We start from the raw sequence: 14027 nt of genomic DNA, 5'->3' as shown, positions 1-14027 counted from the left end.
CAAGGAGTTTTCCGTTTCGACTGCGCCGGAAGTGGGGCGAATTATAGGCTTCCAGATTCTGCCGTCAAGGGTTAATTCAAATTATCTATCAACAATGGTCGAAAACGTCGAAAGCCCTGCTTATATAAGAGGCGCACAAACAGTGTGAGCAGTATATTGCTCATGACGTATGAGTTGAGCATCATGTACCGCGCATATACCTTTCTGTCTCTACTACTCCGGATGATGCCTCGTAATGACTGACCAGCCCCGCAGCCTCGCCTCGACTCTGTTCCCGGTCGGCCTGCTGCTTATTGCCATGGCTTCAATCCAATCCGGTGCCTCTCTTGCCAAAAGCATGTTCCCCGTTGTGGGAGCCCAAGGCACTACGACGCTACGCCTGATTTTTGCCAGCATCATCATGTTGCTGCTGCTACGCCCTTGGCGCGCCAAACTCACAGCCAGGTCCTTGCGCACGGTAATCGTCTACGGGATGGCACTTGGAGGCATGAACTTCCTCTTCTATATGTCACTCAGAAGCGTCCCTCTGGGAATTGCGGTTGCCCTGGAGTTCACCGGCCCCCTGGCGGTTGCTATATATGCGTCACGCCGGGCGATCGACTTTCTGTGGATCGGCTTGGCGGTCATCGGCCTGCTACTGCTGATCCCCGCGGGCGACACCAGTGCCGGAATCGACCTTATAGGTGCTGGTTATGCGCTTGGCGCGGGTATCTGCTGGGCGTTATATATCCTGTTCGGCCAAAAGGCCGGTGCAGACAACGGCGTTCAAACCGCCGCACTGGGTGTAATGATTGCCGCTTTATTCGTAGCGCCTATCGGCATCGTCCATGCAGGAGCAGCCTTATTGACTCCGTCCTTGATCCCGATAGCCATTGGAGTCGCCATTCTCTCTACTGCCCTGCCCTACACCCTGGAGATGGTGGCCCTCACCAGAATGCCAGCTCGCACCTTTGGCACCTTGATGAGCATCGAACCTGCTTTCGGTGCCTTGTCAGGGCTGTTGTTCCTTCACGAATACCTGTCCCTGGCCCAATGGCTGGCCATTGCTTGCATCATCCTCGCCTCCGTCGGTGCCACCATGACTATGCGCCGCGAATCCAGTCCCTTGCTCGCAGCCGATTGAAACTGGATTTGACGAAGCTCTGGCATTTACCGCTCAATTAGGCCATGTTTAGGCTGTAACTCTGTGTAAGCCTTGGATTTTTCGAATAGGGACATCGTCAACGCGACACGCTAGAGCGGATAAAGCCAGACTCGGGTGCCAGACCCGAAGCGAGCTAAAAGGAAGGGCATGAAACGAGTTTTGATACTGTTAGCCGTACTTGCCATTGCAGGCTGTGCTGCGACCTCAAAAACCGAAACAAAGCGCGGAAAGACGGGACTGCATATCAACTGCTCTGGCCTGTCCTCTTCCTGGGACAAGTGTTACACCAGTGCCGCCAATTCATGCGGCGCCAAGGGCTACAAAGTGATCGCCAAATCGGGCGACGCTGTAGAAGACCCCGGTGACTACCCCTTCGGCCTCAATCCCGCCGGCTATACGAGCCGCAGCATGATCGTCATCTGTAAATAAGCTGACACCGCTTCATTCAACGTGCAGTCTTCTGATCTGGTGACCGATCTCGGCGTAACTCGACTCCAGGACTTTGCGTTGAATCCGGGGATTTACCAGCATCCGCGCCACAACCAGCGCGCCAATGCATTGCGACAAAATCGCCCACGCCAGAGAGTCGCTGCCTAATGTCCGGGCCCAGCATTCCTGCAATCGGCAAATCCACTGCTCCGCCTGCTGCCGAACAGCGATGTCGGAGCGAGCGATTTCGGCTCCCAACGCCGGCAAGGCACAACCTGTTTCGGGCTGCTCAACGTGCGCCATGCTCAAATAATGTTTGAGACAACATTCAAGCCTTGCCCGATTCTGCTCACCATCCCCGCTTAACCGCTCAAGACTCTGGCTCAGCTCACGCTCGACAATCGAACTGAACAGCTCATCTTTTGACGAAAAGTGACTGTAGAAAGCCCCACCGCTGAGCCCTATCGCTTTCATCAAACCATCGACGCCGACCGTGGAAAAACCTTCTTTCTTGGCGGACACAGCACTGCTTTCCAGCAATCGCTCTCTGGTTTCCTGCTTGTGGCTGGCTGAATAACGCATCGTTCCCCCTATGAATCTATCACCTTGACGCATTTGAGATCGTAGCATAACGTTCGTTTAGCTAACGATCGTTTACTAAAAAGGCGATACCCATGACTACAGCCATAAATAACAACAAAGTCGTATTGGTGGTCGGCGCAGGCGATGCCACCGGTGGCGCAATAGCCAAGCGTTTTGCCCAGGAGGGATTTATCGCCTGCGTCACTCGGCGTAGCGCTGACAAGTTGCAACCCTTGGTCGATGCTATCCAGGCAGCAGGGGGCCAGGCACATGGCTTCGCCTGCGATGCACGCAAAGAAGAGGACGTGATTGCGCTGGTCGAACAGATCGAGAGCCAGATCGGCCCGATCGAAGCCTTCGTCTTCAACATCGGCGCCAATGTACCGTGCAGCATCCTTGAAGAAACCGCGCGCAAGTATTTCAAGATATGGGAAATGGCCTGCTTCTCGGGATTCCTGAACGCTCGTGAAGTCGCCAAACGCATGGCCACCCGCCAACGGGGCACTATCCTGTTCACCGGTGCGACAGCCGGGATGCGTGGAGCTGCCGGTTTCGCCGCGTTTGCCGGCGCCAAACATGGAATTCGCGCATTGGCCCAAAGCATGGCCCGCGAACTGGGTCCTATGAACATCCATGTCGCTCATATCGTCGTCGACGGTGCCATTGATACGGACTTTATTCGCGACAGCTTCCCGCAGAAGTACGCGCTCAAGGATCAAGACGGCATCCTTAATCCGGAACACATTGCCGAGAACTATTGGTACCTGCACTGTCAGCCGCGAGATGCCTGGACCTTCGAGCTGGATCTACGACCATGGAGCGAACGTTGGTAAGCCCTCCCCCATAACAATAATCAGAGAGCACCCACCATGAGTAAAACCGTAGAGTTCTTCTTCGACCTCGGCAGCCCCAGCACTTACCTGGCCTATACCCAATTACCAAAAATCTGCGCCCTAACCGGCAGCCAGCTTATCTATCAACCCATGCTGCTGGGCGGTGTATTCAAAGCCACCGGCAACGCCTCCCCCATCAGCATTCCAGCCAAAGGGCGCTACATGCTTGACGATCTGGAGCGTTACGCCAAACGCTATCAGGTTGCGCTCAATTTCAATCCACACTTTCCGGTCAACACCCTTTTACTGATGCGCGCAGTCACCGGCATGCAACTGCGTCATCCGGAACGTTTCCTCGATTTTATCGACTGTCTTTTCCGCGCATTGTGGGTTGATAAGCGCAACCTCAATGACCTTGCGATAGTCGCTGCGGTGTTGACGGAGAAGGGCTTTGACCCGACCGAAATCCTGGCGCTGACCAACGATGAGGAGATCAAAGCCGCCCTAAAGGACAAAACCGAACAGGCGTTGCAACGTGGCGTGTTCGGCGCGCCGAGCATGTTTGTCGATAACCAGCTGTTCTTCGGCCAAGACCGTCTGGACTTTGTCCTCGAAGCCTTGAGTTAAATCTCGATGACCAGCCGACCCTGCGCTTGCCCCGCAACAAGCAGGTCATAGGCGGCTTCGGCGGTTTGCAAACCGAACTGCCGAGGATCGAGCAAAGGAGTCAGCTTGCCGGCTTCGATCAACCGAGTCGCTTGAGCAAGAATTTGCCCGTGATGATCACGGCCCTTGCCCGTCAGCAACGGCAATAACGTGAACACTCCAGAATAAGTCGCGCCCCGAAAGGACAATGGCGCAAGGCTGTGTTGCCCCCAACCGAGGCAGCTCAGCACATGACCGTAATAGTTGCGCACAGCCTTGAACGACGCATCCAGCGTTTCACCGCCCACCGTGTCGTAAACGATATCGAACCCCTCGCCTGCCGTGTGCTCCTCTACATAGTGTTCAACCGGGCTTTGCCGATAGTCGATAAAGGTCGCTCCAAAACCTTCGATAATGCCCCGCTGCCTGGCTGAACCAGTGGCAAACACATCCGCACCGAAGGCTTGAGCGAGCTGCACTGCAATATGTCCGACGCCTCCCGCGCCACCGTGAATCAACACCGACTGCCCTGCTCGTACGTGAGCGCGATCCACCAACCCTTCCCATGCGGTAATCAGCACCAAGGGCAGCGCCGCTGCTTCACGCATACTCAAATTGCGCGGTTTGAGCGCCAACAATTGCGCATCGACGACGGCGAATTCGGCCAGAGAACCTTGCAAACCCGCGATACCGGTCGCCATGGCATAAACCTCATCGCCGATCTGCCATCCGCTTACGCCGGCACCCAGCGCTTCAACGGTTCCTGCCAGGTCCATACCCAGCACCGCAGGCAAAGGTTGACGTGCGTGGGCTGCTTGTCCCGCACGTATCTTTGCGTCCAGCGGATTGACCCCGCTGGCTGCAATCCTGACCAATACCTGGCCCGCTTCTGGTTCGGGGACGTTTAAAACAGCCAAGCGAAAAGGCGCATTAGCCGAATCGACAATCAGAGCATTCATCTCACGTATGTCAGTCATTTTCGCGATCTCATGTCAGGGAAGTTGAGTTGATCATCCACCACCTGACTCATACCGATAAGACGTTATATAGCTATAGTGAGCATGCCCATTTGGCATGAATGAGAACACCCATGGACAAGCTCAATGCAATGGCGATTTTTGTTCGAGTGGTGGAGCGCGGCAGTTTTTCCGCTGTCGCCCGGGAATTGCAGACCAGCCAACCCACCATCAGCAAAGTGCTGAGAGCGCTGGAGATCGAGCTGGGCGGCAAACTGATTTCCCGTAGCACCCGGCAACTGTCGCTGACCGATGAAGGTCAGCGTTACTACACGCAATGTCGGCAAATCCTCGCCGCGGTGGACGCCGCGCAACACAGCTTTCAGTCGGGCCGGGAAACCGTGGCCGGCAACTTGCGGGTCGGCTCATCCGTCAGTTTCGGGCGTTTGCAGATTGCCTCGCGCCTGCCGGGCTTTCTGGCGAGTTATCCACAGGTGCAAATTGACCTGCAACTCAACGACCACAATCAGGATCTGGTCAGCGAGGGCCTGGACGTCACCTTCCGGATCGGCGAACTGAACGATAGCGGCCTTATCGCCCGCAAGGTCGGTACCACCTACCGTGTGACGGTTGCCAGCCCTGACTATCTCGCCCGCCAGGGCCTGCCACTCACGCCCGAAGAACTGAGCCAGCACAACTGTCTGCTGTTCAACCTGCTGAGTAGCCAGAACCAATGGATTTACAAGAAGAATGGAGAACGCCACAACGTGCGGATCAAGGGCAATGCCCAAAGTAATAGCTCGGAGGCGATACGCGAAATGGTGCTCGCAGGGCTAGGCATTGCGCTGTCGCCCGTGTGGTTGTTCAGTGAGGATTTACGGGCCGGTCGGGTAGTGGCGATTCTGCAGGACTACAGCCCACAGTCGCTGCCAATTTATGCCGTGTCCCCGGCGAATCGTCGCCAATCCGCCAGGGTCAATGCATTCATCGACTATATGACCGAGGCGCTGGCTCACGCGCCTGAGCTTGCGCCACCGCCCCAGGGCTGATGACGCTGAGCTGATTTAAATAGCCGCCGTTCGGGTGTTCAGCCACTCCAGAGCGGCGCCTTCAAGCAGCGGACTCAAACGCTCACGCACTTGCGCGTGATAGCCGTTGAACCACTCTTTCTCGTCTTGAGTCAGCAACGCCGACTCCAGGCAACGGGTATCGATCGGGCACAGGGTCAGGGTTTCGAACTTGAGGAACTCACCGAACTCGGTGCTGCCCGCTTCACGATTCAACACCAGGTTCTCGATCCGCACACCCCAGCGGCCAGGACGATACGTGCCCGGTTCTATTGAGGTGATCATTCCCGGCTGCATCGCCGTTTGTGGTGCCGGCGCCGCCTGGTAGGCAATCACCTGCGGACCTTCATGGACGTTGAGGAAGTAACCGACACCATGACCGGTGCCGTGACCGTAATCGACACCCTCGGCCCAAATCGGCGCACGGGCGATGGAGTCCAGCAGCGGCGACAGAATGCCCCGTGGGAATTGCGCCCGGGACAACGCGATCACGCCTTTGAGCACCCGCGTGCAGTCACGCTTCTGCTCTTGAGTCGGCGTACCGACCGGCACCATGCGGGTAATGTCGGTGGTGCCGCCCAGGTACTGACCGCCCGAGTCGATCAGCAGCAAACCATCGCCTTCGATCAGCGCGTGCTCTTCTTCGGTGGCGTGGTAGTGCGGCATCGCGCCATTCGCATTGAACGCCGCGATAGTGTTGAAGCTCAACGAGACATAGCCCGGACGACGGGTACGCGCTGCCGTCAGGTGCTCATCGATGGTCAGTTCGGTAATCCGCTCGCTACCCAACGCAGTGTCCAGCCAGGTGAAAAACTCACAGAGTGCCGCGCCGTCCTGCTCCATGGCCTGACGAATATGCTCGGCATCGGCGAGGCTCTTTTGCGATTTGGCCAAGGTGGTCGGGTTCAGCCCTTCGATCAGTTTTACACCGCTGCCCAGATTATCCAGCAGACCCGCCGTCACCCGCGCAGGATCGACCTGCAGGCTCGCGCCGCTCGGTACTGCGCTCAATGCCGCGGCGACTTCGCTGTAATCGCGCAAGGTCACGCCATCCTGTTCGAGGATCGCGCGCAGTTGCGCATCGACTTTGCTCAGCGCCACAAACAGTGTCGCCTGCTGCTGCCCGATCAATGCGAACGAAACGAACACCGGGTTGAACGACACGTCAGCGCCACGCAGGTTGAACAGCCAGGCAATGTCATCGAGGGTCGCGATGAAATGCCAATCGGCACCGCGCTCCTTCAAGCTCTGGCGCAGCCTGGCGAGTTTCTCGCCACGGCTTATGGTGGCCTGAGGCGGCAAGTGTTGATAGATCGGCTGATTCGGCAGCGCTGGACGGTCTTGCCAGACTTCGCTCAATACATCGATATCAGTGCGCAGCCGAGCTCCACGCTCTTGGAGTTTACTGCCCAGACTACGCGCCGAAGCCAGCGCCATGACCGCGCCATCGACGGCCACCACGCCACCTTCGGGCGTTTGCTCAGCTAGCCAGTCCAGCGGGCCTGGTTGCCCAGGCTGGAGTTTCACCAACTCGATGCCGCTGCCCTTGAGCTCCTTGGTCGCCTGCTCCCAATAACGGCTGTCAGCCCAGACGCCGGCGAAATCCGCGGTCACGATCAGCGTGCCGACCGAACCATGAAAACCCGACAACCATTGCCGTCCCTGCCAATAGCCCGGCAAATATTCCGACAGATGTGGATCGGCCGACGGCACCAGCAGGGCGTGGATGCCCTCCCGGCTCATCAGCTCGCGTGTTTGCGCCAGGCGCCGGGAAACCACTCCGTTGGTCAAAGACTGCGTGCTCATTGTGTCTCCTGCTAATCACTCATCATTATTATTGGGTGCAGATGCGGATCAGCCCTTATGGCTGGGCAGCTGCCCAGAACGCCGGTGCGCTGGCGAATGAAGCTTTAATCAATTGTGCCGCTTGATCGACATCCTGCTCGGTGGTGAAGCGCCCGAGGCTCAGACGGATCGTGCGACTCGCCGCCCACGCGTCATGTCCCAACGCAAGTAATACGTGGGACGGCGCGTTACTCGCCGAGTTGCAGGCCGAGGTCGCCGAAAAAGCAATCAAAGCACTTAACGCCGCCGGATTGAACTCGCCCTCGTTGAACGTCAGGCTCAAGGTATGGGGAATGCGCTGGGTCGCGCTGCCGTTGAGCTGCAATCCAGGAAGACTGCCGAGTTGCGCCAGCAACCGCTCACGCAAGCGCACAATGGTTGCAGCCTCTTCGTCGAAGAACTCTGCCGCAAGGGCAAACGCCGCGCCCATGGCTGCGATCTGATGAGTCGCCAGGGTCCCGGAACGCAAACCGCCTTCGTGCCCGCCACCATGGATCTGCGCCTGCAAACGTTGCTGCGCACGTGGGCCGACGTATAGCGCACCAATGCCCTTGGGACCATAGATCTTGTGTGCGGAGAACGACATCAGATCCACCGGCCACTCGGCCAGATCGATCGCCACTTTGCCAGCGCCTTGGGCGGCATCGACGTGAAACAACGCGCCTCGTTCACGCACCACCTGGCCGATGGCCGGGATGTCGTTGACGGTGCCGAGTTCGTTATTGACCAGCATCAGCGACACCAGAAAGGTGTCCTCGCGCATCGCTTCACTGACCGCCTGCGCGGTGATCAGACCTTCGGCATCCGGCACCAGATAGGTCACGGCGACGCCGGCATCCTGCAACTGCCTGGCCGTATCGAGAATCGCCTTGTGTTCGATTTGACTGGTAATGATATGCCCACCCGCAACACCGCGAGCCTGGGCGACGCCCTTGAGAGCGAGGTTGTTCGATTCAGTGGCGCCGGAGGTCCAGACGATCTGCGAAGGCTCTGCGCCGACCAGCTCGGCCACCTGTCGGCGAGCGTGCTCAACTGTTTGTCGAGCCTGTTGGCCGAAGACATGGGAGCTGGAGGCCGGGTTACCGAAGTTACCGCTGAACCCCAGACAGTCGACCATCACCTGGATCACCCGCTCATCCACCGGCGTGGTAGCGGCGTAGTCGAAATACAAAGGACGTTTATTCATAAAAAGACTCGCAGAGCGTGTTCCGGGATCAGGTGTGCTCGGTGGTGAAAACGTTGGCCGGCGCCAACCCGGGAGCGGCGCAAAACGGTAAAACGTCAGCAATACCTGATCGGATGCAGTTAAAGGAAGACAACTTCTCTTAAAAGTGCGTAGGAACGCTCCTGAAGTTGAGCTTAACAGGCATCGGACTCCGGGTTGAAGCCTAAGTCAGCTAAAGCTTTCGTGCAGCATCGGGTACAGGGAGGCAACCAACAGCAGAGCCATGCCCCAATTGAACACTCGCAACCAGCGCCGATCACGCAGGACATTGCGCAACAGGCTGCCGCAGGCCACCCAGACGCTGACGCTCGGCAGGTTGATCACGGCGAAGACCGCGGCAATGACAATCACGTTGGCGAAATAACCCTGCAACGGCGTGTAGGTGCTGATGGCACCGATCGCCATGATCCAGGCCTTGGGATTGACCCATTGAAATGCCGCCGCCCCCCAGTAACTGACGGGTTTGGCGTGACCTTGTCCGGTCTCGGAGACTGGACCGCTATGAGCGATTTTCCACGCCAGGTACAGCAGATAGGCCGCGCCGACATAACGCAACACGGTGTAAAGCAGCGGATAGGTTTGAAACACCGCACCCAGGCCAAACCCGACGGCGAGCACAAGAATGAAGAAGCCGCAGGTGATGCCAAGCATGTGGGGGATGGAGCGGTTGAAACCGAAATTGACGCCCGAGGCCAGCAGCATGGTGTTGTTGGGGCCTGGGGTGATCGAGGTGACAAGGGCAAACAGGGCGAAGCCCAATAGCAAATCCAGCGAGAGGGTCATGGGCGCATTCCATTAGGGTCAGTCAGGTGTTGACCCTATCGCAGCGCCTTGGCGAAACCCACGGACAGTTGCCTCAAAGTTTGAGCAGTACAGTCCACTCAGCTTGGGCGCCGATGGTGGCTCACACCGCGCTCGGCGTTCATTTCGCCTTTTGTGTCGAAACCAAATGCTTTCTGTGGCTGGCCGAGCAGTTCGGCTTTTTTCATTTGGTATTCATCGTATGACAACCCGCGACGGTTCAATGCCTCCAGCGCCAATTCCTTGCTTTCCTCGGCGGTGTACGGCCGCAATTCAGGGGAAGGATGGCTCGCACAACCGGCGAGAACAGAGGCGGCAAGCAGCAAAGAAGTGACGAATAAACGATTCATGAGGGGCTCCTGACAAGCTGGCGTTACGCAATGGATACAGGCTACTCCCGCGCCTTCACCGACAAAAATCAACGCTCTCGATAGTCGCTATTGGTTTGGGCAACAGCCGTTCAGGCAAATTCCACATATTCACTATAGTTCTATAAATATCTATTTACGATATTTTGATGAATAACAAAGAGCCTTTATAACGGACCTGCGCCGCGCTGACTGTTGGCCAGGCAACTGTTGGCCCTGCAACAGTCAATCAACAAAACAGCGCTCAACAAACACACAGCAGCCTGAATAGAAACCGCTGAAAGCCCCGCAGACAAAGGCTTCGGCCGCTTGGTACAGCTCTTGCTCAAACCCGCTCACTACTCACTGCTCCTTGAGCAACTGCTTGAAAAGGAACTGTTCATGTCGCGCCCTTTGAACGTCGTAGCCCTCTTGGGTGGCACTTACCGCCCCTTACGCACATTGGTGCTGACCCAGGCCGTGCTCGCGGAATTGGCCAGGCAGTTGCCGATACGTTGTTTCGCGTGCACCCACACAATTTGCTGAAAATCGCTTAAGGACCTGTCATGGATGTTTTCTGGTTTCTCCCCACTCACGGCGACGGCCATTACCTGGGCACCACCCAGGGCGCGCGCCCGGTCACGCTCAATTATTTGAAGCAAGTGGCTCAGGCCGCGGACAACCTCGGCTATCACGGTGTGCTGATCCCCACCGGGCGTTCGTGCGAAGACTCGTGGGTGATCGCCTCGGCCCTGGTGCCGTTGACCGAACGCCTGCGTTACCTGGTAGCCATTCGTCCGGGGATCATCTCGCCGACCGTTTCGGCGCGCATGGCCGCGACCCTTGATCGGCTGTCCAATGGCCGTCTGCTGATCAACGTGGTGACTGGCGGTGACCCGGATGAAAACCGTGGCGACGGCAGCTTCCTCGATCACAGCGAACGCTACGAAGTCACTGATGAATTCCTCAAGATCTGGCGCCAGGTGCTGCAAGGCGAGTCGGTGGACTTCGAAGGCAAGCATTTGCGGGTGCAGAACGCCAAGGCGCTGTATCCGCCGGTGCAGAAGCCTTATCCGCCGCTGTATTTCGGTGGTTCTTCCGAGGCTGCCCATGATCTGGCCGCCGAGCAAGTCGACGTCTACCTGACCTGGGGCGAGCCGCCGGCGGCTGTCGCCAAAAAGCTGGCCGATGTCCGTGAACGCGCGGCTCGTCAGGGCCGTACCGTGAAATTCGGGATTCGCTTGCACGTGATCGTTCGCGAAACGGCCGACGAAGCCTGGAAAGCCGCCGACAAGCTGATCGAACACATCAGTGACGAAACCATCGCCTCGGCACAGAAATCCTTCTCGCGCTTCGATTCCGAAGGTCAGCGACGCATGGCCGCGTTGCATGACGGCCGGCGTGACAATCTGGAGATCGCCCCCAATCTTTGGGCCGGCGTCGGTCTGGTGCGTGGCGGTGCCGGGACAGCGTTGGTGGGCGATCCGCAGCACGTGGCGGCGCGGATCAAGGAGTACGCGGATTTGGGCATTGAGAGTTTCATCTTCTCTGGCTACCCACATCTGGAAGAGGCTTACCGCTTCGCCGAGCTGGTGTTCCCGCTACTGCCGGAACCCTACGCCAGCCTCGCCGGTCGCGGTATCACCAACCTCACCGGGCCATTCGGCGAAATGATCGCCAATGACGTTCTGCCTACAAAAGCCACAGCCTGAACCCCACCTTGCCTCTGTAGGAGCGAAGCTTGCTCGCGATGCAGTCACCGCGGTTTGTCCAGACGGACCGCGTTATCGTTCATCGCGGGCAAGCCTCGCTCCTACGCAGAGATTGGATCGTCACATAGAAGGAGCATCGCGTGACCGACAAGCCGCAAAGCGCCCTGTTGTCCCCGTTGCAGACCGCCCGTGCATTGGCTGCCGAGTTTGCCCAAACCGCTGTTGAACGCGATGAACGCGGCGACACGCCGAAAGCCCAGCGTGACGCCTTGCGCCAAAGCGGTCTGCTGGCCCTGAGTATTCCTGCCCAATACGGCAGCCTCGATGCTGGCTGGAGCGAATCCCTGAACATCGTCCGCGAGTTCGCCAAGGTCGACAGTTCGATTGCCCATGTCTTCGGTTTTCATCACCTGATGCTGGCCACGGTTCGGCTGTTCTCGCGACCGGAACGATCAACGCCGCATGTGGGAACGATCATTGAATCCCTCAAAACCCCGGCGCAATCTGCCCTTTGTACCGGGTCAGGATGAACTGGCGGACCGAACCCGCCAGCAACGCCCCTTCCAGCTCGCGAATTTTCAGATGTTTGGGGTTTTCAATGATGTCGCGCTGAGTCGCCAGGGTATTGCCCGGATCCTTGAGTTTGATCAATCCGGCTTCGTGCAGCAGCACCAGCGCCCGGCCGGTGTTCACCGGATCGTTAGGGATCGACACCGAGGCACCGTCCTTCAAGTCAGCGATGTTCTTGATCTTCGTCGAGTAGGCGGTGCACCCCGACCACCGGCACCAGATCCGCCGTGTAATCCACCAGCACAATGGCCCTAACGGTGACGGCTGCCAGCAGCCCGCCTCGGGCAATAATGTGTGGCGAATGATTTGCCAGGTGTTGGCGCCCATTGCCTGGGTCGCTTCCACCACACCACGGTCGACTTCGCGCAAAGCGGTTTCCACTAACCGAGCGAATGTTGGAATACAGATCGACAATGTCGACGGGCACCTGCCGACTGCGATCGCGCTCGGCGTCCTGTTCCAGCAGTACCGCAGCCACGCGCTCGGCCACGAGCTGGGCTTGGGCGTCATCACGGATCAGATCGGCGGCCGGAGGATGGATCGGATAATCGGCAGATTCAGGCAAGGCAGACATACAACGCTCTCGGGTCAACAGTGATTGCAATGAGCAATTGCAGCTTCTGTGCCTGAACGCTTGCCCCTTTGTTTTCAGTGGGTTGGGAGCCTCTTATAGCCATTCGATTTAGTGCAGCGAAGCAAACTGCTGCTTTGCTGTTGATGGCTGAACAGTAGCCATGCTGCTGCCCGTCGGCCCCTCAGTTGCGCTACCTGTCGTGGCCTATAGTGAATCGACCGGAAAACGGTGAAGGATTACGTTCATCCCCAGCAAAAAAAGGAGAACCAACATGAGCGTTAAACCGATACCCGAGGGTTACCACAGCATCACGCCCTATCTGGGCATCAAAAAAGCCGCCGAAGCGATCGAGTTCTACAAGAAAGCGTTCGGTGCGACTGAAGTCATGCGTCTGGTGGCGCCCAACGGCGACATTGGCCACGCCGAACTGCGCATTGGCGACTCGGCCATCATGCTCGCCACCCCATGCGCAGCGGCGTCCCTGAGCAGCCCTGAACAGGCCGGCATCTCGGTGGGGCTGCATTTGTATGTGAACGATGTCGACAAGCAGTACAAGCAGGCGATTGCTGCTGGAGGTGTGGCTGTCTCTGAAGTGAAAGACCAGTTCTACGGCGATCGCTCAGGCACCCTGAAAGATCCATACGGTCATTTGTGGTTTATCTCCAGCCGTAAGGAAAATCTGTCGAAAGAAGAAATCGCCAAACGTGCCGCAGAGATGTTCAAGCAGGGATAAGCAGCAGGCATAAAAAATCCGGAATCTTTCAGATTCCGGATTTTTTACTGATCAAGGTTGTGTCGAAAGTTACTTGGCAATGATGCGATCCAGCGACAGCTTGCCAGCACCTTCGAGCAGAACCGCTACCGTACCGCCCAGCAAGGCCAGAGCGAATTCATAACCATTGTTGGCCATGAACAAACCGTTGCTGATATGCACCGAGAAGATCGCCACCAGCAGCGTGAACGTCAGGCCCAGTGCCGCAGGACGGGTCAGTAAACCGATGATCAGTGCCAGGCCGCCGAAGAACTCGGTACCACCCGCCAACAGGGCCATCAGATGCCCCGGCGCCAGACCGATGCTTTCCATCCACTGCGCCGTGCCGGCCAGACCGTAACCGCCAAATAGACCAAAGAGCTTTTGCGAGCCGTGAGCAGCGAAGATGATGCCGACGAAGATCCGCAGTACAGCCAGGCCGTAGCCTGCGCGGGTGGACAGTGCGGTTTTGATCAGTGTGCTCATGCTGTGTCTTCCTTTTGATGTAGGGGTTGGTTGGTCGCTATATTAATCAGTAAATATCAT

At 57.6% G+C, this 14027-nt stretch carries 14 protein-coding genes and 4 pseudogenes; 9 read left to right on the top strand and 9 right to left on the bottom strand.

Features of this window, described 5'->3' with window-relative positions:
* Positions 1–235: 235 nt before the first annotated feature.
* Positions 236–1123 carry a threonine/homoserine exporter RhtA gene (rhtA, locus tag AC07VR_RS24415; protein ID WP_494993852.1) on the top strand — a complete coding sequence of 296 codons (888 nt, stop codon included), beginning with the start codon at positions 236–238 and terminating at the stop codon, positions 1121–1123.
* A 168-nt stretch (positions 1124–1291) separates the two neighbouring features.
* Positions 1292–1573, top strand: a complete 282-nt coding sequence (locus tag AC07VR_RS24410) for a hypothetical protein (RefSeq protein WP_494993851.1) — start codon at positions 1292–1294, stop codon at positions 1571–1573.
* A gap of 12 nt (positions 1574–1585) precedes the next feature.
* Here AC07VR_RS24410 and AC07VR_RS24405 read toward each other — a convergent pair whose 3' ends face one another.
* On the bottom strand, positions 1586–2155 hold the full coding sequence (locus tag AC07VR_RS24405) for a TetR/AcrR family transcriptional regulator (protein WP_494993850.1): 570 nt from the start codon (positions 2153–2155) through the stop codon (positions 1586–1588).
* A gap of 92 nt (positions 2156–2247) precedes the next feature.
* Between AC07VR_RS24405 and AC07VR_RS24400 the strand changes: the two genes are divergently transcribed.
* Both AC07VR_RS24400 and AC07VR_RS24395 read left to right on the top strand, forming a co-directional pair.
* On the top strand, positions 2248–2988 hold the full coding sequence (locus AC07VR_RS24400; protein ID WP_495012806.1) for an SDR family oxidoreductase: 741 nt from the start codon (positions 2248–2250) through the stop codon (positions 2986–2988).
* Positions 2989–3024: 36 nt separating this feature from the next.
* Positions 3025–3615, top strand: coding sequence for a 2-hydroxychromene-2-carboxylate isomerase (locus AC07VR_RS24395; RefSeq protein ID WP_494993848.1), 591 nt, complete (start codon positions 3025–3027; stop codon positions 3613–3615).
* Here the strand turns inward: AC07VR_RS24395 and AC07VR_RS24390 are convergent.
* Positions 3612–4610 carry a zinc-dependent alcohol dehydrogenase family protein gene (locus AC07VR_RS24390; RefSeq protein WP_494993847.1) on the bottom strand — a complete coding sequence of 333 codons (999 nt, stop codon included), beginning with the start codon at positions 4608–4610 and terminating at the stop codon, positions 3612–3614. The genes AC07VR_RS24395 and AC07VR_RS24390 overlap by 4 nt on opposite strands.
* Before the next feature lie 113 nt (positions 4611–4723).
* Between AC07VR_RS24390 and AC07VR_RS24385 the strand changes: the two genes are divergently transcribed.
* The gene (locus tag AC07VR_RS24385; RefSeq protein WP_494993846.1) at positions 4724–5638 is read left to right on the top strand and encodes a LysR family transcriptional regulator; all 915 of its coding nucleotides are present in this window, start codon (positions 4724–4726) and stop codon (positions 5636–5638) included.
* 15 nt (positions 5639–5653) lie between these two features.
* On the opposite strand, the gene AC07VR_RS24380 is transcribed toward AC07VR_RS24385, so the two are convergent.
* From AC07VR_RS24380 to AC07VR_RS24365, 4 genes are all read right to left on the bottom strand, one after another.
* A complete protein-coding gene (locus AC07VR_RS24380; protein WP_495012805.1) occupies positions 5654–7462 on the bottom strand; it encodes an aminopeptidase P family protein in 1809 nt (602 codons plus the stop codon).
* A gap of 55 nt (positions 7463–7517) precedes the next feature.
* Positions 7518–8687, bottom strand: a complete 1170-nt coding sequence (locus AC07VR_RS24375) for an aminotransferase class V-fold PLP-dependent enzyme (protein ID WP_495012804.1) — start codon at positions 8685–8687, stop codon at positions 7518–7520.
* A 207-nt stretch (positions 8688–8894) separates the two neighbouring features.
* Positions 8895–9509 carry a LysE family translocator gene (locus AC07VR_RS24370; RefSeq protein WP_495012803.1) on the bottom strand — a complete coding sequence of 205 codons (615 nt, stop codon included), beginning with the start codon at positions 9507–9509 and terminating at the stop codon, positions 8895–8897.
* A 98-nt stretch (positions 9510–9607) separates the two neighbouring features.
* Complete coding sequence (locus AC07VR_RS24365; protein ID WP_494993842.1) at positions 9608–9877, bottom strand: hypothetical protein; 270 nt, start codon at positions 9875–9877, stop codon at positions 9608–9610.
* 399 nt (positions 9878–10276) lie between these two features.
* On the opposite strand from AC07VR_RS24365, the pseudogene AC07VR_RS24360 reads away from it, so the two are divergent.
* The 3 genes and pseudogenes from AC07VR_RS24360 to AC07VR_RS24350 all read left to right on the top strand — a co-directional run.
* Positions 10277–10387 (top strand): annotated as a pseudogene (locus AC07VR_RS24360) (FMN reductase); the annotation flags it as partial.
* Between the two features lie 53 nt (positions 10388–10440).
* Positions 10441–11586 carry an FMNH2-dependent alkanesulfonate monooxygenase gene (ssuD, locus tag AC07VR_RS24355; RefSeq protein ID WP_495012802.1) on the top strand — a complete coding sequence of 382 codons (1146 nt, stop codon included), beginning with the start codon at positions 10441–10443 and terminating at the stop codon, positions 11584–11586.
* Between the two features lie 140 nt (positions 11587–11726).
* Positions 11727–12047 (top strand): annotated as a pseudogene (locus AC07VR_RS24350) (acyl-CoA dehydrogenase family protein); the annotation flags it as partial.
* Positions 12048–12072: 25 nt separating this feature from the next.
* Here AC07VR_RS24350 and AC07VR_RS24345 read toward each other — a convergent pair.
* Together AC07VR_RS24345 and AC07VR_RS24340 are read right to left on the bottom strand one after the other, a co-directional pair.
* Positions 12073–12379, bottom strand: a pseudogene (locus tag AC07VR_RS24345) (MetQ/NlpA family ABC transporter substrate-binding protein); the annotation flags it as partial.
* Positions 12359–12561, bottom strand: a pseudogene (locus AC07VR_RS24340) (ABC transporter permease subunit); the annotation flags it as partial. The pseudogenes AC07VR_RS24345 and AC07VR_RS24340, both read right to left, overlap by 21 nt.
* A 440-nt stretch (positions 12562–13001) precedes the next feature.
* Between AC07VR_RS24340 and AC07VR_RS24335 the strand changes: the two are divergent.
* Positions 13002–13463: a VOC family protein gene (locus tag AC07VR_RS24335; protein ID WP_495012801.1), complete on the top strand. Its 462-nt coding sequence runs from the start codon at positions 13002–13004 to the stop codon at positions 13461–13463.
* A gap of 69 nt (positions 13464–13532) precedes the next feature.
* On the opposite strand, the gene AC07VR_RS24330 is transcribed toward AC07VR_RS24335, so the two are convergent.
* Positions 13533–13967: a DoxX family protein gene (locus tag AC07VR_RS24330; RefSeq protein WP_494993839.1), complete on the bottom strand. Its 435-nt coding sequence runs from the start codon at positions 13965–13967 to the stop codon at positions 13533–13535.
* Between the last annotated feature and the right edge of the window lie 60 nt (positions 13968–14027).

It is taken from the genome of Pseudomonas sp. GW821-FHT02H09 (assembly GCF_059421425.1).
The sequence above is the reverse complement of the archived record's forward strand: the minus strand, read 5'-3'. Positions and strand labels throughout refer to the sequence as shown.

Coding starts and splice junctions, on each gene's coding strand:
- ssuD (WP_495012802.1), top strand. CDS start 10,441: ATGGATGTTTTCTGGTTTCTCCCCACTCACGGCGACGGCCATTACCTG.
- AC07VR_RS24365 (WP_494993842.1), bottom strand. CDS start 9,877: ATGAATCGTTTATTCGTCACTTCTTTGCTGCTTGCCGCCTCTGTTCTC.
- AC07VR_RS24385 (WP_494993846.1), top strand. CDS start 4,724: ATGGACAAGCTCAATGCAATGGCGATTTTTGTTCGAGTGGTGGAGCGC.
- AC07VR_RS24380 (WP_495012805.1), bottom strand. CDS start 7,462: ATGAGCACGCAGTCTTTGACCAACGGAGTGGTTTCCCGGCGCCTGGCG.
- AC07VR_RS24375 (WP_495012804.1), bottom strand. CDS start 8,687: ATGAATAAACGTCCTTTGTATTTCGACTACGCCGCTACCACGCCGGTG.
- AC07VR_RS24395 (WP_494993848.1), top strand. CDS start 3,025: ATGAGTAAAACCGTAGAGTTCTTCTTCGACCTCGGCAGCCCCAGCACT.
- AC07VR_RS24370 (WP_495012803.1), bottom strand. CDS start 9,509: ATGACCCTCTCGCTGGATTTGCTATTGGGCTTCGCCCTGTTTGCCCTT.
- AC07VR_RS24390 (WP_494993847.1), bottom strand. CDS start 4,610: ATGACTGACATACGTGAGATGAATGCTCTGATTGTCGATTCGGCTAAT.
- AC07VR_RS24330 (WP_494993839.1), bottom strand. CDS start 13,967: ATGAGCACACTGATCAAAACCGCACTGTCCACCCGCGCAGGCTACGGC.
- AC07VR_RS24400 (WP_495012806.1), top strand. CDS start 2,248: ATGACTACAGCCATAAATAACAACAAAGTCGTATTGGTGGTCGGCGCA.
- AC07VR_RS24410 (WP_494993851.1), top strand. CDS start 1,292: ATGAAACGAGTTTTGATACTGTTAGCCGTACTTGCCATTGCAGGCTGT.
- rhtA (WP_494993852.1), top strand. CDS start 236: ATGACTGACCAGCCCCGCAGCCTCGCCTCGACTCTGTTCCCGGTCGGC.
- AC07VR_RS24405 (WP_494993850.1), bottom strand. CDS start 2,155: ATGCGTTATTCAGCCAGCCACAAGCAGGAAACCAGAGAGCGATTGCTG.
- AC07VR_RS24335 (WP_495012801.1), top strand. CDS start 13,002: ATGAGCGTTAAACCGATACCCGAGGGTTACCACAGCATCACGCCCTAT.